The sequence below is a fragment of the Pseudomonas fragi genome (assembly GCF_002269505.1).
Taxonomy (GTDB): Bacteria; Pseudomonadota; Gammaproteobacteria; order Pseudomonadales; family Pseudomonadaceae; genus Aquipseudomonas; species Aquipseudomonas fragi_D.
This window is the reverse complement of record NZ_NQKQ01000010.1, coordinates 66,464-86,412: the sequence shown is the minus strand read 5'-3', so window position 1 is coordinate 86,412 and position 19,949 is coordinate 66,464. Positions and strand designations below refer to the sequence as shown.

Genomic DNA, 19,949 nt, shown 5'->3' with positions numbered 1-19,949 from the left:
GGCCAAATGAATGAAAATGAAGGGAATTTCAGCCCTTTCCTAAAGGATCCTTCACGTTGCTGAAAGGTGATCGTTAGGTTTGACCGGTGAGACTGCCGAGGTTTGCAATCCCACTCCTCGGAGGTTCTGGCATGCTCGGGCTGGTAAAGACCGCACTGCACAAGCCGTACACGTTTATCGTGCTGGCGATTTTCATCTGCATCATCGGGCCGCTCGCCGCTGTGCGCACCCCCACTGATGTATTCCCTGACATTGGCATTCCGGTAGTCGCCGTGGTGTGGCAGTACACCGGCCTGGCCCCGGCGGACATGGCCGGCCGGGTGATCTACACCTACGAACGCTCGCTGAGCACCACGGTCAACGACATCGAACATATCGAGTCGCAGTCACTGCCGGGCATGGGCATCGTGAAAATTTTCTTTCAGCCAGGCGTCGATATTCGTACCGCCAACGCGCAAGTGACCGCCGTGTCACAGACCGTACTCAAGCAGATGCCACCGGGCATTACCCCGCCGCTGATCCTTAATTACAGCGCCTCGACGGTGCCGATCCTGCAACTGGCGTTCTCCAGTCCGACACTTTCGGAAGCAAAAATTCGCGACCTGGTGCAGAACAACATCCGCCTGCCCCTCAGCGCCCTGCCCGGCCTGGCCATGCCCACCCCGATGGGCGGCAAGCAACGCCAGATCACCCTCGACCTGGACCCCCAGGCCCTGGCAGCCAAAGGTCTGTCGGCTCAGGACGTGGGTAATGCCCTGGCAGCGCAAAATCAGATCATCCCGGTGGGCACCGCCAAACTCGGTACCTATGAATACACGGTGTTGCTCAACAACAGCCCCAAGGCCATCGACGAACTCAATGACCTGCCAATCAAGACCGTCAATGGTGCGCTGATCACCATCGGCCAGGTGGCCCACGTACGTGACGGCTCGCCGCCGCAAACCAATATCGTGCGCGTCGACGGCCATCGGGCGGTGCTGATGCCGGCGCTGAAGAACGGCAACATCTCTACCCTGTCGATCGTCGACGGCATTCGCGCAATGCTGCCGCGCATCAATGAAACCTTGCCGCCGTCACTGAAAACCTCATTGCTGGGCGACGCCTCGGTGTTCGTCAAGCAGTCGGTGGGCAGCGTGGCCCAGGAAGGCATCATTGCTGCCCTGCTGACCAGCGCAATGATTCTGCTGTTTCTCGGCAGCTGGCGTTCAACCCTGATCATTGCCGTGTCGATCCCGCTGGCCGTGCTGTCAGCCATCGCCCTGCTGGCCCTGAGCGGGCAAACCCTCAATGTCATGACCCTCGGCGGGCTCGCGCTGGCAGTGGGGATTCTCGTGGACGATGCCACGGTCACCATCGAAAACATCAACTGGCATCTTGAGCAAGGCAAGTCGGTGCGCGACGCGATTCTCGACGGCGCCAAGCAGATTGTCGGCCCCGCCTTCGTATCGCTGCTGTGTATCTGCATCGTGTTTGTGCCCATGTTCATGTTGCAGGGCATTGCCGGCTACCTGTTCCGGCCGATGGCGCTGTCGGTGATTTTCGCCATGGGCAGCTCGTTTATTCTGTCGCGCACTCTGGTGCCGACCCTGGCGCTGTTTCTGCTCAAGCCACATGTACCGGAGCAAGGGGCCGGGCATCACCCGGAAGACGGCTACATCAACCATCACGAGGGTGATCAGCACACCCGCCAGCACTCGCCACCAGTGCGGGCACTGCTGAATTTTCAGGCGGGTTTCGAGCGCCGGTTCTCGGCTGTACGGGACACTTACTACGCTGTACTGGAGCTGGCCCTGGCCAACCGCAAACGCTTTCTGCTGGGCTTTATGGCCTGTGTACTGGCCTCCTTTGCCTTGCTGCCAAGCCTGGGCCAGGACTTTTTCCCGGCCACCGATGCCGGGGCCCTGGCCCTGCACGTACGCTTGCCGCTGGGCACGCGCATCGAAGAAAGCGCTGCGGACTTTGATCGCATCGAATCACGTATCCGCGAAATCATCCCCGCCGACCAACTGGACACGGTGATCGACAATATCGGCATTCCGTTGAGCGGTATCGACATGGCCTACAGCAGCAGCGGCACTATCGGCCCGCAGGACGGCGATATTCAGGTCACGCTTAAAGAGGGTCACAGCCCCACGGCCGACTATGTAAAACGCTTGCGAGAAGCCCTGCCCGAGAGTTTTCCCGGCAGCCAGTTTGCCTTTATGCCTGCAGATATCAGCACCCAGATCCTCAACTTCGGTGCCCCGGCACCGCTGGACGTGAAGATTTCCGGGCATGACGACGAGGCCAACCGCGCCTATGCCCTGGAACTGCAACGGCGCCTGCAGCATGTGCCCGGCATAGCCGATCTGCGGATTCAGCAGTCGGTGGGTTACCCGTCTTTACAGGTCAAGGTCGATCGCCTGCGCGCCAATGGCCTGGGGATTACCGAGCGTGATGTCACCAACAGCATGGTGGCGTCCCTGGCGGGCAGCTCCCAGGTGGCACCGACCTTCTGGCTCAACCCGCAGAACGGTGTGTCTTATGGTGTGGTGGCCGCAACGCCGCAATACCGCCTGGACAGCCTGCCGGCCCTTGAAGCCCTGCCCGTGACCGGCAGCAACGGCCAGTCACAGATCCTGGGCGGGCTGGCGACCATCACCCGCGTCGAAAGCCCGGCCGTGGTCAGCCACTACAACATCCAGCCGACGCTGGACCTGTATGCCAATATTCAAGGCCGCGATCTGGGCTCGGTGGCGGCCGATGTGCAAAAGGTGATTGATGGCGCAGCCGACCTGCGGCCCAAAGGCGCGATCATCAGCCTGCATGGCCAGATCGATGCCCTGCATGAGGCCTTCAGTGGCCTGAGCTTCGGCTTGCTCGGTGCGGTGGTGCTGATCTACCTGCTGATCGTGGTCAACTTCCAGTCGTGGGTCGATCCGTTCGTGATCATCACCGCCCTGCCCGCAGCCCTGGCCGGAATTGTGTGGATGCTCTTCCTCAGTGGCACCTCGCTGTCTGTGCCCGCCTTGACCGGAGCCATTCTATGTATGGGTGTGGCCACGGCCAACTCGATCCTGGTGGTGAGCTTCTGTCGCGAGCGCCTGGCCGAGCATGGCGACGCCCTCAAGGCGGCACTCGAAGCCGGCTACACGCGCTTCAGACCGGTGTGTATGACCGCACTGGCGATGATGATCGGCATGCTCCCGCTGGCCTTGTCGGAAGAACAGAACGCCCCCCTCGGACGCGCCGTTATAGGCGGTCTGATGCTGGCTACCGTTGCCACCCTGCTGTTCGTGCCCGTGGTCTTTAGCCTGGTGCACGGCCGTGAAAAAAAACGCGCTGCTGCTGGAGAAACGTCCCATGTCGTCTGATCAAAAACCCTCGCGCAAGCGCTTGATGTACCTGGGCATCGGTGGCCTGACGCTGGCGGCCCTGCTGGTCGCCAACGGCCTTGCCGCCCGCAGTCGCCACGAGCACGCAGTGAGTCAATGGACTGAAGCGGCAGCGCTGCCGGTGGTCAGCGTGTTCCAGCCGATCCATAACGCCCATGGCGATACCCTGCGCCTGCCCGCGCATCTGGAGGCCTGGAGCAAGGCGCCGATCCATGCCCGGGTCAATGGCTACCTGCAAAGCTGGCAAACCGACATTGGCAGCAAGGTCAAGGCCGGGCAGGTGCTGGCGGTGATCGACAGCCCCGATCTGGATCAACAACTGGCGCAAACCCGCGCCCATATGCTGCAGGAACAAGCCAACGCCCGGCTCGCGGCCACTACTGCCACGCGCTGGCAAAACCTGCTGGCCAGCCATTCGGTGTCGCGTCAGGAAGCCGATGAAAAAAGCTCCAATGCTGCTGCAGCCAAGGCCAATGCCCAAGCCGCAGAGGCAGATTACGCACGACTGTCGACACTCGAAGCCTACAAGACCATTCGCGCACCTTTTGCTGGCACCATCACCGCGCGCAACACGGACATTGGCCAGTTGATCAAGGCCGACACCGACAGCGATACCGAGTTGTTTGACCTTGCCGATACTCACCAGCTACGCCTTTATGTGCCGGTGCCGCAGAACTACGCCAGCGTGATCCGCCCCGGCATGCAGGTGCAGCTCAGTGTGCCGGAGCATCCGGGACAGACGTTCAACGCAAAACTGATCGGCAACTCGACTGCCATTGATCAGCGCTCAGGCACCCTGATGGCCCAGTTTGTCGCCCTCAACCCTGGCGACGCCCTGATGCCCGGCGACTATGCCGAGGCAGTGCTGTCAATCCCGGCCGACACCCACGGCGTCAGCATCCCGGCCAGCGCCCTGATCTTCCGTGCCCAGGGCACTCAGGTGGCAGTGCTCGACAATGCCCGGCATGTGCATCTGCAAACGATCCATATCGGCCTTGATCTGGGCGAGCGGCTGGTGATCGATCAAGGCCTGACGGCCACCGACACGGTTATTGACAACCCGCCCGATGCCTTGCGCGAAGGCGATTCGGTCAAGCTTGCCGACGCAGGAGCCCCCCATGCAGCCAAGGCTTAAACGCAGCGCCCTGTTACTGGCCCTGGCGTTGCAGGGTTGCTCGCTGGCGCCGACCTACAAGGCACCCGACCTGCAGCTGCCCGCACACTACCGCGAGCAAAGCAGCGACGGCCCGTGGCACAGCGCGCAACCGGCCGACCAGCTGTCAACGCAGTGGTGGCGGGTATACCAGGATGAGCGCCTGAACAGCCTGCAACAGCAGTTGCTCAGTGCCAACCCGGATCTGGCCGCCGCGCTGGCCCACTTTGATGCGGCGCAGGCGTATGCCAGCCAGTTGCATGCCGGGCTCTTTCCACAAATTACCGCCAGTGGTCAGCCGTTGCGCCAGCGTCAATCAGACAACCGCCCCTTACGCGGCAGTACTCAACCTTCGATCTACAACAGCAATACGGCGGGATTTGCGTTGAATTTCGACCTCGATCTGTGGGGTAAAATCCGCAATCAGGTTGCAGCGGGTGATGCGCAGGCCCAGGCCTCGGCGGATGACCTGGCCGTGGCCCGACTGAGCCTGCAACGCCAGCTTGCCAGTTTGTATGTGCAACTTGACGGGCTGGATGCGCAGCAGCAGATCCTGTCCCGTTCGCTGGATGATTACGGCCAGGCCCTGGCATTGACCCGCTCGCGCTATCAAGGGCAGATCGCCTCCGAACTCGACCTGACCCGCGCCCAGAGCCAGCTGGCCGAAGCCGAGGCGCAACTGGATGACGTCCGCGCCCAGCGCAACCTGACCGAACACGCCATAGGTGAACTGGTGGGCGAGCCTGCCAGCGACTTCCAGCTGGCGGCCAACACCCAGACGTTAAACCTGCCGGATCAGCCGCGAACCCTGCCCAGCACCCTGCTGCAGCGGCGCCCGGACATCGCTGCGGCCGAGCGTCGGGTGTTTGCCGCCAATGCCGGGATCGGCGTGGCCAAGGCCGCCTGGTACCCGGACTTCAGCCTGACCGGCCTGCTTGGCGGGCAAACCCAGGGCAGCGGCAACTTGCTGTCTGCCGGTAATCGGTTCTGGGCATTGGGGCCGTTGGTCAACCTGCCGATTTTTGACGGTGGCAGGCTGGATGGGCAGGAACGCCAGGCAAAGGCCGAATTTGCCGAAGCCTCGGCCCACTACCGCAGCCAGGTGCTGCAGGCGGTGCGTGAAGTAGAAGACAACCTCGCCCAACTGCGCGACCTGCAGCAGGAAAGCCTCGATGAACAGGCCGCGGCCAACGCGGCCGAACACACCCGGGCGATTGCCACCAACAGCTATGAGGCCGGCGCGGTGAGCTACCTGGACGTGGTCACCGCTCAAACCGCCGCCCTGCAGGCCCAGCGCCAGGTGCAGGCGTTGCATACCCGGCAGTTACAGGCCAGCGTGGGGTTGTTGACGGCGTTGGGGGGTGGCTGGCAGGGCTGAAGCCTTCCCCTGCCTTTGTGGGAGCGAGCCTGCTCGCGAAGCAGGCAGCGCTGTCTCTGGTGCTGATCGTGTAGATGCCCCCCAGACAAACCCGGCTCCCACCAGGACTGCAGGGGTGTATTAATTCTTTGATTGCAGGTAAATCCCGGCCTCTTCCATCTCGCGGATGCGAACGTAATCAGCTTCGACCTGTGCCAGATCGGCATGAGCCAGATAAACAGTGCCCGGCTGACTGAATACGTCCTGGGTAGGCGCTATTCGCCGTCCATTTTCGACGTAAAACACCACCTCGAAAAAAGACGCCAGGCTGCGCAGTTGCTGCTCAAATGCCCCGGTGCAGAAAACACCTTCCGAACGATTGATCAGGCACACATTGTAAGTGTGCCTGGAGAGGACATAGTCCTGATTGCTGGCCAATAACTGCTCAAACTCAAAGGGCCGGGTGATGGACAGTGCGCACGCATCGATTTGTCCCAGCCCGGTGGTCAGGGCCGAGACACCAGGCCTGAGAATCCCGTCGGTACGTGCTGCAATCTCCACCAGTTTTGGCCCGTGCTCGGTGTACATGACCTCGGCATGGCTGGGGCCATTGCGGATACCCAGGCACCTGACCACCTTGCGGGTATAGGCCACCAACTCGGCATAGGGAGCGTCGGTGCAAGCAAGCAGTTGATCGATGTCATATACGATGCTGCCCGTTTCCAGCACACGCTTGGTGTATCTCACCACCTCTGTGACCAACTGTTGCCCATTCAAGGACACCATATTGACGACATACTCAGTACCCGCCAAATACTCCTGAAGCAGCACCTGGCTGTTCTCAAGATTCAACTTGTTTCGCGTACCCAGCACCCCCAAGAATGCACGCTCACACGCGTCAAGATCATGGCAAATGAAAACCCCGTCTGCCCCTGCGCTTTCCAATGGTTTTACGACTACCGGGAATTGGCCATGGGCAATCACCCAGCTTCTGGCGCTGTTCCATGTATCGACTGCGCATTGCGCCGGCGCGGCTAAACCGGCATCTGTGATGCACTTGATCATATGGAATTTATTTCTGCGCGCCCGAGTACGGACAAAGTCGTTGGCGTAATCCAGCCCTAGCTGTTCATTCAGCAGATCAGCCAACAGAACCCCGCTTTCAGCACCCGCGACAATAACATCGGGCCCGAAATACCTGAGCGCCTCCAACGTGCACGCTATATCCGTATGCTCGATTGAGCGTTGGTACAGGCCCGAGTCAAACCCGACGTAGTAGTAACCATCGATTGCAGGGCTGGAGGCGACATGCAATAAAACGCAGCCATCATCGTGCATTTTTTTTGCCAGCCATTTACCCGACGAGAAACCGTCAACTATGACGACCCTGATCATGTCAAACCTCGCTTTTTTGAAATAGCAAGCCAAGCCAGCAGTGCCACAATAAGGCTGACCGCAAGAATGCTCGGTATCGAAAACTCCACCCGCGAATCCATATATTGGAGCAACAAGGTAAACACCGGCAGCGTCAACAATACGAACGCCACCGCCATCGGACTGAGATAAAGGATTGTTTTTTGAATCAGATAAACAGGCAGCAGATGACCGACAACAACCAGTACAGTCAACGGTAAAAGCCACTGGCTGGCGATAATGAATGATGCATCACTGATACTGATATACAGGCTGCAAACAACTACCATCAGGGTGTTCCTGACAGCCAGAATCTCAAAAGTTTTCCAGTGACAGGAAAACATTTTTTTGGAAACAATCGTATAAAACACCGTGCCCAATGCACACAGCACCACACTGACAATACCGACAAGTCTCTGCTCTATAGAAGTCGAAGAAACACCACTTTCCCCGATAAAAGACTGAAACAGCATGATGACAACCGAAAGCAACACCAAGCCTGCAATCAGGGTTTCCAAAGCATTGGCCTTGCCAGCTCCTTTTACGAAGCTCGACACCAGCAAAGTCAAAGCCGGGCCGCAGGCCACTGAAGCAACCCCTACTACCGCTGGCTCCAGAAATCGCAGGGCATAAAACAGCCCGCCCCAATTCAACAAAACCGACACATTGACCCATACCACCAGGGGCCAGTCTTGCTTGATCTTGCGCACCAGTCTGTACCTGTCGCCCCACAGGCAGTACATCCAGAAAAGTGCAGCCGACGAAGTGAAACAATAGAAAATAACCACTTTTGTATCGAAGGTCTGTGTCATAAACGCGACATAAACATCAAAGGCGGCACTGATAAAACAAAATAACAAGCCTAATGCCACACCCAACTTCTCCGGTTTCATAAGTGCCTTTTCCACAATGAGCATTAGACATACAATTAACTAAAATCAAGACACACAGCCACTACCTGATCAGTCCAACACCATCACTTCTGTGTCGCTTAGCGTGATCCTCACTAAAGATTTAACAATCATACCGGTCTGATCAAAAACGTGTTTCCGCCCATTACCTTGTATTTTCTCTATTGCACAGACTATATCAACCACTTCGCCGCCACTACGTCGCACAGCCTCCACCAATGAATTAATTGCCCCACCCGTACTCAGCGTATCATCGATGATTATGACTCTATCACCCGCAGCTACACCATTGAGATAAAGCTTCCCCTGATAATATTCCGACTGCAGATCCACGCATATTTCACTCACTGCATCAAGACTGTACGTGTACCATCGAGCCATAGCCATTGGAATACCAGTCAAGATGGAAACTGCTGTTGCCAGCGGCGCCCCCTTATCTTCCTCCGTCACAATTTTATCAACTTGCCAGTCCATTACCTTAATAACACCGCGAGCTGCTTCGAGAAGCACTTCCGGTCTTAATGCAGGCAACTGGTCCGTGAATTCATTCACAGTGATTCGTGTCGCCCCCACGCTCACAACCTTTGCACTTTCGTATACTTCTCTAAGCAGCATCATTTGACCTCCGCATACTCCGGATAAATACCATCCCAACGACTTTTGTATTTCCATGCACTATCAAAAAAAAGTGTGAGCATATTCAAACCACTTGTCTCACGTGCTATTTTCTCACACACTAACAAATTGGCTCCACACGTTGGCCCAACACCATAACCACTTTCAGATACAAACGATCTCATTCTGTTCCAGGCCGCATCACCGTCCACGACCACAACGTCATCAATCAATTCAGACCTAGTATTAACCGACAATACACCGGCTCCCAGGCCCATGAGATTGTGAGGACGATGCTCAAATTCCAGCCCTTGCCTGGCTGCATACAATGGTGCCGAACGATTTACTTCAATACCAACTGTTTTGATATCCCCATAGCATTGTTTCAACACTTCGGCAATGCCCGTAAATGTTCCTCCAGTACCTAAGGAACACACAAAATAATCAGGTACAACACCAACACTATTGAGTTCTCTGACGATTTCTTCTCCACATGCGCGCCATGCCAATTTATTAAGCAATGTGCTCGACTGATCTAAAAAAAAGACCTCTTTAGAGTTTTTGTTTTTAACATATGCCTTCGCCGCATCAACGGCTCCTTCCAAAAAATTCTCTCGCGGTGTTTCAATCACTTGCGCACCATAAAGTGCAATTTGATCTTTTCGTTCTTGCGTCATACCCTCCGGCATGAATATCTTCACGGCATAGCCTGTTTTCCTACCAATCCACGCGAGCGCTGCACCACCATTCCCAGTGGAACAATCAACCAATGTCATCCCTTTCCGAATAACACCCTCGCGCTCCAATGAAGAAATAATATTTAAATAGGTTCGATCTTTGTGGCTACCAGAGGGGTTCATGTACTCACATTTGGAAAACAACCTTCCTCCATTACAGGCAATTTTCGTCAATTCAACTAAGGGCGTATTCCCAATATCTTCCAGATTCACACACACCTCCACTACCTAGATCTCGATATTCCAAATACCGAATAAAGCAATCTCCACATCTAAAATAATTTACTGAAATTAAAGATATCCGCACTCAACAATTACATCAATAAAATATATATAGAAAACCCCTACACCGACCTACAGATATGTCTTAGGAAGACTCTAAACCCTTGTTATCTCGAAAAGATCAAATACAAAGCAGCCGATCAGATTAGGCAAAAAGAAACATCATGCAACACATATGCAGTTTTATGGGCAGATCACATAGGTCGACAAGGAATTGGGAGCGGCTTTCACCACTCCCTTTTAGGTGGTTGCAGGGCGTCCGGGATCAGTCAGCACAAAACCTGTAAATACGCTGTTGTCGGTCATGGGCTCTTTGTAAATACTCTGTTGCAGGTCAAGCCTTATTGTGGGAGCGAGCCTGCTCGCGAACGACCTTCGCGAGCAGGCTCGCTCCCACAGTTGCAGTGTTTCTGTAGATACTCGCGGAGCGAGGCTGCGTGCGGTTTGGTGCGCCACTGCGACGCAGCAGTCGTAAGAGCAGACACCTGCGGTGTGCCAGCTAGACCCTACACCCGGGCTTCACGGCCGCTGCGCAACCGGACGTAACCTCGTTCTACTCGTCAACGGCTACAGGAAAACAGTTAACTCGAGTACATATCCAGCATTCGCGCTTGAATGAAATTATGGTTTCGCCCTTACGGCGAGTCCCTTTTGTCAAACAGCCACAAAAGGAACCAAAAAGGCCTTGCCCCTGGCGTACGGCCTTCGCTGCGCTCAGGTTCCCTCCTTGCGGTCCCGCTCAGTGGGCACGCCGCCACGGGCCATCCATGGCCCATCGCGGCTCTCCCGGCATCCATGCCGGGAGGCCCACTGCGCAGAACCTCCTCTCGGCCTCCCGATGGGGCAGGTAGATCAAGATCAAAAGCAGATCAATATCCTCCGAGGCGGCCAACTGGCCGACCTGTTGGCGCAAGTGTGTGCGACGCAATCTTTGTAGCACTGACGAGCGGAGCGAGACTGTGTCCGATTGCGTAGCGACCGTAAAACCTGAGCCCGGGGTTTATCTGAACGAGCGTTGTGTCCGGTTTTACGACTGCTGCGTCGCAGTGGCGCACCAAACCGCACCTAGCCTCGTTCTACTCGGCAACTGCTACAGGTGAGAGCGTGATGCGGGGGTGAACCTGTAGCCGCTGCCACAGGCCCTTCGTTATGACCAAAGCACAGGGTTGTGCATTGCACCCCATCGCAGCCTCGCTTCGCTCCTCAGCGATTACTTACGGTTTTTGAAGCCGCCAACATCGCCTTTAGCAGCACGGCACATCCCGCCGCCAGATCCTTGGGGTCGGCGTTTTCGATTTCGTTGTGGCTGATGCCGCCTTCGCAGGGCACAAATATCATTCCCGCCGGGCCCAGCTCAGCAAGGAAGATGGCGTCGTGACCTGCCCCGCTGACGATATCCATGTTCGACAAGCCCAGTTCATTGGCCGCATCGCGCACGGCATTGACGCAATCAGGGTTGAAGTACAACGGTGGAAAGTCTGCTGTGGGGGTCAGTTCAAAACTCAGGCCATGCTGTTTGCAGGTGGCTTCAATGACCCCGCGTACCTGTTCAATCATCGAGTCCAGCCGCTCGGGCAGCAAATGCCGGAAGTCCAGGGTCATGCGCACCTCACCCGGGATTACGTTGCGCGAGCCCGGATAAGCCTGCAGGCAACCCACCGTGCCGCAGGCGTGGGGTTGATGGCCTAAAGCAGCCTGGTTGACGGCCGCAACCACCGCCGCCGCGCCAACCAATGCATCCTTGCGCAGGTGCATGGGGGTCGGCCCGGCATGGGCTTCGACACCGCGCAGGTTGAGGTCGAACCATTTCTGCCCCAGGGCGCCAAGGACTACGCCGATGGTTTTGCGCTCGTCCTCCAGGATCGGCCCCTGCTCGATGTGGGCTTCAAAATAGGCCCCCACCGGATGGCCGCTGACCTTGCGGCTGCCGGCATAGCCAATCGCATTCAGGGCCTCACCCACGGTCACGCCTTGGGCATCAGTTTTGGCCAGGGTTTCTTCCAGCGTGAATTTGTCTGCAAAAACGCCGGAACCCATCATGCACGGCGCAAAGCGTGAACCCTCTTCGTTGGTCCACACCACTACTTCCAGTGGCGCTTCGGTCTCGATATTGAGATCGTTGAGGGTGCGCAACACTTCAACCCCGGCCAGCACGCCAAAGCAACCGTCGAACTTGCCGCCGGTGGGCTGGGTGTCGATATGGCTGCCGGTCATCACCGGCGGCAAGTCGGGATTGCGCCCAGGGCGGCGGGCAAAGATATTGCCCACGGCATCCACGCTGACGGTGCAACCGGCGTCTTCACACCAGCGTACAAAAATGTCTCGGGCCTGGCGGTCTAGGTCGGTCAGGGCCAGGCGGCATACGCCGCCCTTTACCGTGGCACCAAGCTGAGCCAGCTCCATTAACGAGGCCCACAGGCGCTCGCCGTTGATCAACTGCCCGCGTTGCTGCTGAAGGTCGTGTGCGGCGTTCATGATGTATTCCTCATCCAGTTTTTTATAAGAAGGCGCTTCAAACCGTACCTTTGACGGTTTCTGCCTGCTGACTGCTCAGGCGATACAACCCGTAATAAATCACGGCCCCGAGCAACGACCCGGTAAACCAGCCGAAGTCATAAAACCAACTGAAGGCACTGCTGCCCAACGACAGCAACGTCAGCGCCACAGGTACGCCAAAGGCGATAAAGCCGTTCCAGTTCCAGGCCGGGTACACACCGTCGCGGTAGAGTCCTGCAAGGTCGAGTTTTTGCTGACGGATCACGAAATAATCGACCACCATAATCCCGGCAATCGGCCCCAGCAGGCTGGAGTAACCCAGTAGCCAGTTGGAGTACACCGTTTCCAGGCTCACGTCCGAGACCAGCAAACCGAGCTTTTTCAGCAGTTCATGGGCCATCAGCGCCAGGCCCACCAGGCCGGTCAATATCACCGCCGTGGTGCGGTTGATCAGCTTGGGGGCGATGTTCTGGAAGTCATTGGTGGGCGACACAATATTGGCCGCCGTGTTGGTCGACAGCGTGGCGATGATGATCAGCGCCATTGCCAGTGCCACCCAACCCGGGCTCTGAATATGGCCGATCAGACTCACCGGGTCGGACACGGTAACGCCTACCAGTTTTTCCGACGCGGCTGTCATCACCACGCCCAGGGCAGCGAACAGGAACATGGTCAGCGGCAGGCCAAAAATCTGCCCCTGAATCTGGTCCTTCTGGCTTTTTGCGTAACGGCTGAAGTCCGGAATATTCAGTGACAATGTTGCCCAAAAACCGACCATCGCAGTCAGGCCGGCAAAGAAGTAGCCATACACACTGGCACCTTCAGGGCGCTTGGGCGGTTGGGCCAGCAGTTCACTCATCGACACGTTGGGCAGTGCCCACACCAGCAGGCCCAGGCCGACCAGTACCAGCAAGGGCGCAGACAAGGTTTCCAGCCACTTGATCGACTCGGCACCGCGTAACACGACCCACAGGTTCAGCGCCCAGAAAATCATGAAGCCGATGACTTCCCCTGTGCCGCCAAGGCTTTTCCAGCCCTCGAACACTGAGCCCAGAAACAGGTGAATCGCCAGCCCGCCAAATAACGTCTGGATACCGAACCAGCCGCAAGCCACCAGGGCACGGATCAGGCACGGTACGTTGGAGCCGATAATGCCGAAAGAAGAACGCAGTAGTACCGGAAAGGGAATGCCGTATTTGGTGCCCGCAAAGGCATTGAGGGTCAACGGGATCAACACGACGATATTCGCCAGCAAAATCGCCAGCAGCGCCTCGCCAACCGACAGCCCGAAATACGCAGTCAGCACCCCGCCCAACGTGTAAGTGGGCACGCAAATGGACATGCCGACCCACAAGGCGGTGATATGCCACTTGTTCCAGGTGCGTTCATGAACTTTGGTGGGGGCGATGTCGGGGTTGTACCGGGGGCTATCGAGGACTTCAGGCCCGGCATCCAGTTCGTACAAACCGTTACGTTCGGTGACTTTGGATCTGCTCGGTTGCATATTCGATCACTCTCTTGTTGTGGTGCTCTTGGTTAAACGGCCTGGCGCTGTGTAGGGACACAGTGCGCTCCCATGCCTGGACACTTACTTGTCTATCTCGGCCCGTACGGTCATGGCAGCAACAATCAAGAACTGTGCCGTGTTACTTGCCCCGCCTGCACACACCGCCTTGTATTACTTGCAACTCGCTGCTTTAAAACCGTTTCACGCCCTTATTCAAATGACTCTCATTCCTGTTTACGCCCGCTATCGTTTAATTTTATATCGCCAAACGAAACACTTCGGTGCGTGCTTATTAACTTAATCGACTCACCTGCCCTGACTCGCTTCCTCAACCGCCTGATTTTGCATAAGAAACTTCGCTTATATTTGAATCCTGTCAAGTGCGTCAAAATGGTGAGATCGTGCATCATTTTGGTGATTTAAATTAAATAACGTTATAAATCAGTTAGTTATATTTAAATATCATCATAAAAAATAAAGTTTGATCATTCTTCAACAACCCTCTAGATTTTATTCCTGTCACCAGTGGCAGGAATGCAAACTTCCCACTAATTTTAATAACAACACTTAGAGCCGGCTCTAGCCGGTCAGCCTGCGAGGAACTCCGTATGTCGCTGTTAATCCGTGGCGCTACGCTTGTGACCCATGATGAAAGTTATTGTGCGGATGTTTATTGCGCTGACGGTCTAATCCGCGCAATTGGTACTGATCTTGATGTTCCTTCAGACTGCGAAGTCCTTGATGGCAGCGGCCAGTATTTGATGCCCGGTGGTATCGATCCCCACACTCATATGCAATTGCCATTTATGGGCACCGTCGCCAGCGAAGACTTCTTCAGTGGTACTGCAGCCGGTCTGGCTGGCGGCACTACGTCGATTATCGACTTTGTCATTCCCAACCCGCAGCAGTCCCTGCTGGAGGCGTTTCATCAGTGGCGCGGCTGGGCCGAAAAGTCGGCAGCAGACTATGGATTTCATGTCGCAATCACCTGGTGGAGCGAACAGGTGCGTGAAGAAATGGCCGAACTGGTCAGCCAGCACGGCATCAACAGCTTCAAGCATTTCATGGCGTACAAGAACGCGATCATGGCCGCAGACGACACCCTGGTGGCCAGCTTCGAGCGTTGCCTGGAGCTGGGCGCAGTGCCCACGGTGCATGCCGAAAACGGCGAACTGGTGTACCACCTGCAACGCAAACTAATGGCTCAGGGCATGACAGGGCCGGAAGCCCATCCGCTGTCACGCCCCTCCCAGGTGGAGGGCGAAGCCGCCAGCCGGGCGATCCGCATTGCCCAGACCATCGGTACGCCGCTGTACCTGGTGCATGTTTCGACCCGTGAAGCACTCGACGAAATCACCTACGCCCGCAGTCAGGGCCAACCGGTATATGGCGAGGTACTGGCCGGGCATTTGCTGCTGGATGACAGCGTGTACCAGCACCCCGACTGGCAAACGGCCGCGGGCTATGTGATGAGCCCGCCGTTCCGCCCTCGCGGGCATCAGGAAGCACTGTGGCACGGCCTGCAATCCGGCAACCTGCACACTACCGCCACCGACCATTGCTGCTTTTGCGCCGAGCAAAAGGCCGCCGGGCGCGATGATTTCAGCAAGATCCCCAACGGCACGGCAGGCATTGAAGACCGCATGGCGTTGCTGTGGGATGAGGGTGTGAACACCGGGCGCCTGTCGATGCAGGAGTTTGTGGCGCTGACCTCCACCAACACCGCAAAAATTTTCAATATCTACCCGCGCAAAGGCACGATCCGGGTGGGTGCCGATGCCGACCTAGTGCTGTGGGACCCTTTGGGCACACGTACCATTTCGGCCAAGACTCACCATCAAAATGTCGATTTCAATATCTTTGAAGGCAAGACCGTGCGCGGCGTGCCCAGCCATACCATTAGCCAGGGTCGCCTGGTGTGGGTCGATGGCGATCTGCGGGCCGAACGCGGCGCCGGGCGCTATATCGAACGTCCGGCCTACCCCGCCGTGTTCGACTTGTTGAAAAAACGCGCCGAGCATCAGCAGCCAGTGGCCGTTAAACGCTAAGTATCAGTCCACTGCCCGACAGAGGCAGAACGATCCCCTCAACCGTGAGGCAAACACCGTGATCAAGTCCCTGAATCATTTACCGCATCCGCACGAAAATGCGCAGGTGCTGGCCAGCCACTTTACCGATCTGGCCCCTCCCCTCAGCGCTCGCCAGGCCGTACTGGAAAGCTCACGCTGCCTGTATTGCTACGACGCGCCATGCGTCAACGCCTGCCCCAGCGACATCGATATCCCGTCGTTTATTCGCAATATTCAGCAGGAAAACGTCCAGGGTGCAGCCCAGAAAATTCTCTCGGCCAATATCCTCGGTGGCAGTTGTGCCCGCGTATGCCCCACCGAAGTGCTGTGCCAGCAAGCCTGCGTGCGCAACAACACGCAAGAGTGCGCGCCGGTGCTGATCGGTTTGTTACAGCGTTATGCCGTGGACCACGCACAGTTCAGCGAACACCCCTTCAAGCGCGCCGCGCCCACCGGCAAACGCATCGCCGTGGTCGGTGCAGGGCCCGCCGGCCTGGCGTGTGCCCATCGCCTGGCGCTGCACGGCCATGAAGTTGTGATATTCGAAGCCCGGGAAAAATCCGGCGGGCTCAATGAGTACGGGATTGCCAAATACAAACTGGTGGACGATTTTGCCCAGCGCGAAGTGGATTTCGTGCTGCAGGTCGGCGGCATCGAGGTGCGTCACGGCCAGCGCCTGGGCGACAACCTGAGCCTGAGCGAACTGCATGCCCAATTCGATTCGGTGTTCCTCGGTCTGGGGCTGGCGGCGAGCCGCCAGTTGGGCCTGCCCCACGAAGACGCGCCAGGTCTTCTGGCCGCCACTGACTACATCCGCGAATTGCGCCAAAGCGACGACCTGACCCAATTACCCCTGGCAGAACGTTGCATTGTGTTGGGTGCGGGCAATACCGCGATCGACATGGCCGTGCAAATGGCGCGGCTGGGCGCCCGGGAAGTGAACCTGGTGTATCGCCGCGGGCTTGAGGACATGGGCGCCACCGGGCACGAGCAGGAGATTGCCAAGGCCAATCAGGTGCGGCTGATGACCTGGGCACAGCCACAGGACGTGTTGCTGGACAACACAGGCAAGGTGCGCGGCATGCGCTTTGCCCGTACGCGCCTGGAAGACGGGCGCCTGCTGACCACCGGTGAAACTTTCGAGCTGGCCGCAGACGCGGTGTTCAAGGCCATCGGCCAGGCCTTTGATGACACAGCCCTGAGCGATCCGCTGGCGCAAACACTCAAGCGCGCGGGCGATCGCATCGAAGTCGACGAACACCTGCGCACCAGTATTCCCGGGGTCTATGCCGGGGGCGACTGCACATCCCTGGGGCAAGACCTGACCGTACAGGCCGTACAACACGGCAAGCTGGCCGCAGAAGCCATGCATGCCCAACTCATGCTTGATCAGGAGGCTGCGTAAATGGCCGATCTTTCGATTGTCTTCGCCGGTATCAAGGCACCTAACCCGTTCTGGCTCGCCTCTGCGCCCCCCACCGACAAGGCCTACAACGTAGTACGCGCCTATGAGGCGGGCTGGGGCGGCGTGGTCTGGAAAACCCTGGGCGAAGACCCGGCCGCGGTCAACGTGTCTTCGCGTTACTCGGCGCACTACGGACCCAACCGCGAGGTTATGGGCATCAACAATATCGAGCTGATTACCGATCGCTCCCTTGAAATCAACTTGCGCGAGATCACCCAGGTCAAGAAGGACTGGCCGGATCGAGCCCTTATCGTGTCGCTGATGGTGCCCTGCGAAGAAGAGTCCTGGAAATATATCCTGCCACTGGTGGAGGCCACGGGTGCCGATGGCATCGAACTGAACTTCGGTTGCCCCCACGGCATGCCCGAACGCGGCATGGGCGCGGCAGTGGGTCAGGTGCCCGAGTACGTGGAAATGGTCACACGCTGGTGCAAGACCTACTGTTCATTGCCGGTGATCGTCAAGCTGACGCCCAATATCACCGATGTTCGCCTCAGTGCCCGGGCGGCCCATCGTGGCGGGGCCGATGCGGTGTCATTGATCAACACCATCAACTCGATCACCAGCGTCGACCTTGAGCGCATGGTGGCATTACCGATGGTCGGCAGCCAAAGCACTCATGGCGGCTATTGCGGCTCGGCAGTCAAGCCGATTGCGCTGAATATGGTGGCTGAAATTGCCCGCGACCCTTTGACCAAAGGTCTGCCCATATGCGGTATCGGTGGTGTAGGCAGTTGGCGCGATGCTGCAGAATTTATCGCGCTCGGCTGTGGGGCCGTTCAGGTGTGCACCGCAGCGATGCTCCACGGGTTTCGGATTGTGGACGAGATGAAGGATGGTTTGTCGCGCTGGATGGACAGTCAGGGCTATACCAGCCTGGATGATTTCTCGGGCCGGGCTGTAGGCAATACCACTGACTGGAAATATCTCGATATCAACTATCAGGTTATCGCCAAAATCGACCAGCAGACCTGCATAGGCTGCGGCCGTTGCCATATTGCCTGTGAAGACACCTCACACCAGGCCATCGCCAGTTTGAAACAGGCTGACGGGACACACCGTTACGAAGTGATCGACGATGAATGCGTGGGATGCAACCTGTGCCAGATCACCTGCCCGGTGCAGGACTGTATAGAAATGGTGCCGCACAACAATGGACTGCCATTTCTGGACTGGAACCATGACCCGCGTAATCCGTATTGCGTGGCTTCGTAGTTAGCCCGTAGTCGCTGCCGAGGCACGAAGGCTGCGAGCCTTTGTTCGAGTGGCAGCAAGACAAGAGCTCGCAGCCTTCGTGCCTCGGCAGCGACTACGAACCAGGCGTTCAGGGCTCCAGCCCGATCCCGCGCAGGATCACGCTGGTGACGGTTTGCACCGCACGCTCAAACTGGATATCGGACAACGGCTGGTGATCGTTGATGATCATCACTTGATGGTCAAAGTCAGCGTAATGCTGGGTTGAAGCCCAGATCATGTACAGCAGGCTGGACGGCTCCACAGGCAAAATTCGTTTGTCCTGAACCCATTGGCGAATTTTCGCCTCCTTCATCTTGGCCCAGTCATACAGGCTGGCATCCAGCGCCAGGCCCAATGTCGGCGCGCCGTGAATCATTTCATTGGCCCATACTTTCGAGCCATGGGGCCGGGTGCGTGAGTGATTCATTTTGGCGCGGATGTAACTGCTCAATACCAGACGCGGATCGTCATAGGTCTCGAAACACAGCGCATCCTGCTTCCACACTTCCAGCAACCCCAGCAATACCGCGCTGTACAGATCAGTCTTGGTGCTGAAGTAATAATGCAGGTTGGAGCGTGGCAATTGAACTTGCGCCGCAATATCCGCCATCGCCGTACCGGCAAAGCCCTTTTCGGCAAATACCCTTTCGGCCCCCAGAAGGATTTTTTCGACATTGCTGCGTCGAATTTCGATCTTGTGATTGCTCATGGCTATTGCCCTTGCCGTCGTGCTGCTCTGATGTGCGCCGAGTGAGCAAATATTTCCTGCACAAAGCGCCGAATAACGCCTGTGGCAGCTACGCTTAGGCGATTACCCGACGCTGTATCAGTTTATTTCGCGGCGGGAAGCTCGATCACGTTGGTTTCAATGCCGTCCAGCTTGGGCTTGAGTTTCATCTTTTGCTGGGCCTCAAGTGCTTGAGCCTCGGTGGTAAACGGCCCGATCAGGAAGTGCTGAACACCGCCGCTCTCGAAAATGTAAGGAGTAAATCCGTTGTCAAGCAGTCTGCCGGTAGTGTCCGGAATGGTCGCTCTCTGGCCTTCAGTAATCTCCAGAGCCCAGTGAGCAACAGGGGCTTGGGCCATTGTTGCTTCAGAAGCTGCTTTAGCCCGCTGGATTTTATCGTTAGACTCCTGACCGCAAGCCGTCAAGGCCAAAATAGCTGTCATCACGATGACTATACGCACTGCGTTTCCCCTGTCTGTTTGAATGGGTAGATTTTATCACTGGGGCAGCGGCCTTGCTCTCCTTGAACAAATCCAAAGCGCCCCAATTTAAGGCTTATGCGCGAGAATTTTCCCCATAAAGGGAATTAAACCTCTGGCCATGTCGT

14 protein-coding genes are annotated in these 19,949 nt (G+C 57.1%); 6 read left to right on the top strand and 8 right to left on the bottom strand.

Features of this window, described 5'->3' with window-relative positions; all coding sequences use genetic code 11:
- Window positions 1–131 precede the first annotated feature (131 nt).
- The 3 genes from CJU81_RS11250 to CJU81_RS11240 are packed head-to-tail and all read left to right on the top strand — an operon-like array spanning window position 132 to window position 5,905.
- A complete protein-coding gene (locus tag CJU81_RS11250; RefSeq protein WP_095036652.1) occupies window positions 132–3,353 on the top strand; it encodes an efflux RND transporter permease subunit in 3,222 nt (1,073 codons plus the stop codon).
- Window positions 3,343–4,509 (top strand): efflux RND transporter periplasmic adaptor subunit, encoded by a 1,167-nt coding sequence (locus CJU81_RS11245; protein ID WP_095036651.1) that lies wholly within the window; start codon window positions 3,343–3,345, stop codon window positions 4,507–4,509. The genes CJU81_RS11250 and CJU81_RS11245 overlap by 11 nt, the downstream gene beginning before the upstream one ends.
- Window positions 4,493–5,905 (top strand): efflux transporter outer membrane subunit, encoded by a 1,413-nt coding sequence (locus CJU81_RS11240; RefSeq protein ID WP_095036650.1) that lies wholly within the window; start codon window positions 4,493–4,495, stop codon window positions 5,903–5,905. The genes CJU81_RS11245 and CJU81_RS11240 overlap by 17 nt, the downstream gene beginning before the upstream one ends.
- 120 nt (window positions 5,906–6,025) lie before the next feature.
- On the opposite strand, the gene CJU81_RS11235 is transcribed toward CJU81_RS11240, so the two are convergent.
- From CJU81_RS11235 to CJU81_RS11205, 6 genes are all read right to left on the bottom strand, one after another.
- Complete coding sequence (locus CJU81_RS11235; protein WP_095036649.1) at window positions 6,026–7,279, bottom strand: ATP-grasp domain-containing protein; 1,254 nt, start codon at window positions 7,277–7,279, stop codon at window positions 6,026–6,028.
- Entirely contained in the window at window positions 7,276–8,190 is a 915-nt protein-coding gene (locus tag CJU81_RS11230) for a DMT family transporter (RefSeq protein WP_095036725.1), read from the bottom strand. Before CJU81_RS11230 ends, CJU81_RS11235 begins: the two co-directional genes overlap by 4 nt.
- A gap of 69 nt (window positions 8,191–8,259) precedes the next feature.
- Window positions 8,260–8,826, bottom strand: a complete 567-nt coding sequence (locus CJU81_RS11225; protein WP_176464829.1) for a phosphoribosyltransferase family protein — start codon at window positions 8,824–8,826, stop codon at window positions 8,260–8,262.
- Window positions 8,823–9,773, bottom strand: a complete 951-nt coding sequence (locus CJU81_RS11220) for a cysteine synthase family protein (protein ID WP_095036648.1) — start codon at window positions 9,771–9,773, stop codon at window positions 8,823–8,825. Before CJU81_RS11220 ends, CJU81_RS11225 begins: the two co-directional genes overlap by 4 nt.
- Window positions 9,774–11,045: 1,272 nt before the next feature.
- Window positions 11,046–12,317: a Zn-dependent hydrolase gene (locus CJU81_RS11210; protein ID WP_095036646.1), complete on the bottom strand. Its 1,272-nt coding sequence runs from the start codon at window positions 12,315–12,317 to the stop codon at window positions 11,046–11,048.
- A 37-nt stretch (window positions 12,318–12,354) separates the two neighbouring features.
- The gene (locus tag CJU81_RS11205) at window positions 12,355–13,842 is read right to left on the bottom strand and encodes an NCS1 family nucleobase:cation symporter-1 (protein WP_095036645.1); all 1,488 of its coding nucleotides are present in this window, start codon (window positions 13,840–13,842) and stop codon (window positions 12,355–12,357) included.
- Window positions 13,843–14,453: 611 nt separating this feature from the next.
- On the opposite strand from CJU81_RS11205, the gene hydA reads away from it, so the two are divergent.
- The 3 genes from hydA to preA are packed head-to-tail and all read left to right on the top strand — an operon-like array spanning window position 14,454 to window position 18,594.
- A complete protein-coding gene (hydA, locus tag CJU81_RS11200; protein ID WP_095036644.1) occupies window positions 14,454–15,893 on the top strand; it encodes a dihydropyrimidinase in 1,440 nt (479 codons plus the stop codon).
- A gap of 58 nt (window positions 15,894–15,951) precedes the next feature.
- The gene (locus tag CJU81_RS11195; RefSeq protein WP_095036643.1) at window positions 15,952–17,319 is read left to right on the top strand and encodes an NAD(P)-dependent oxidoreductase; all 1,368 of its coding nucleotides are present in this window, start codon (window positions 15,952–15,954) and stop codon (window positions 17,317–17,319) included.
- The gene (gene preA, locus CJU81_RS11190) at window positions 17,320–18,594 is read left to right on the top strand and encodes an NAD-dependent dihydropyrimidine dehydrogenase subunit PreA (protein WP_095036642.1); all 1,275 of its coding nucleotides are present in this window, start codon (window positions 17,320–17,322) and stop codon (window positions 18,592–18,594) included. It begins immediately after the preceding gene.
- A 109-nt stretch (window positions 18,595–18,703) separates the two neighbouring features.
- On the opposite strand, the gene CJU81_RS11185 is transcribed toward preA, so the two are convergent.
- Both CJU81_RS11185 and CJU81_RS11180 read right to left on the bottom strand, forming a co-directional pair.
- On the bottom strand, window positions 18,704–19,324 hold the full coding sequence (locus CJU81_RS11185; protein WP_095028247.1) for a TetR/AcrR family transcriptional regulator: 621 nt from the start codon (window positions 19,322–19,324) through the stop codon (window positions 18,704–18,706).
- A 122-nt stretch (window positions 19,325–19,446) separates the two neighbouring features.
- Window positions 19,447–19,803: a hypothetical protein gene (locus tag CJU81_RS11180; protein WP_095036641.1), complete on the bottom strand. Its 357-nt coding sequence runs from the start codon at window positions 19,801–19,803 to the stop codon at window positions 19,447–19,449.
- Window positions 19,804–19,949: the final 146 nt, after the last annotated feature.

Bases quoted from the DNA above. Each gene is read 5' to 3' on its own strand.
- CJU81_RS11250 (WP_095036652.1), top strand. From the start codon at position 132: ATGCTCGGGCTGGTAAAGACCGCACTGCACAAGCCGTACACGTTTATC.
- CJU81_RS11245 (WP_095036651.1), top strand. From the start codon at position 3,343: ATGTCGTCTGATCAAAAACCCTCGCGCAAGCGCTTGATGTACCTGGGC.
- CJU81_RS11240 (WP_095036650.1), top strand. From the start codon at position 4,493: ATGCAGCCAAGGCTTAAACGCAGCGCCCTGTTACTGGCCCTGGCGTTG.
- CJU81_RS11235 (WP_095036649.1), bottom strand. From the start codon at position 7,279: ATGATCAGGGTCGTCATAGTTGACGGTTTCTCGTCGGGTAAATGGCTG.
- CJU81_RS11230 (WP_095036725.1), bottom strand. From the start codon at position 8,190: ATGAAACCGGAGAAGTTGGGTGTGGCATTAGGCTTGTTATTTTGTTTT.
- CJU81_RS11225 (WP_176464829.1), bottom strand. From the start codon at position 8,826: ATGATGCTGCTTAGAGAAGTATACGAAAGTGCAAAGGTTGTGAGCGTG.
- CJU81_RS11210 (WP_095036646.1), bottom strand. From the start codon at position 12,317: ATGAACGCCGCACACGACCTTCAGCAGCAACGCGGGCAGTTGATCAAC.
- CJU81_RS11205 (WP_095036645.1), bottom strand. From the start codon at position 13,842: ATGCAACCGAGCAGATCCAAAGTCACCGAACGTAACGGTTTGTACGAA.
- hydA (WP_095036644.1), top strand. From the start codon at position 14,454: ATGTCGCTGTTAATCCGTGGCGCTACGCTTGTGACCCATGATGAAAGT.
- preA (WP_095036642.1), top strand. From the start codon at position 17,320: ATGGCCGATCTTTCGATTGTCTTCGCCGGTATCAAGGCACCTAACCCG.
- CJU81_RS11185 (WP_095028247.1), bottom strand. From the start codon at position 19,324: ATGAGCAATCACAAGATCGAAATTCGACGCAGCAATGTCGAAAAAATC.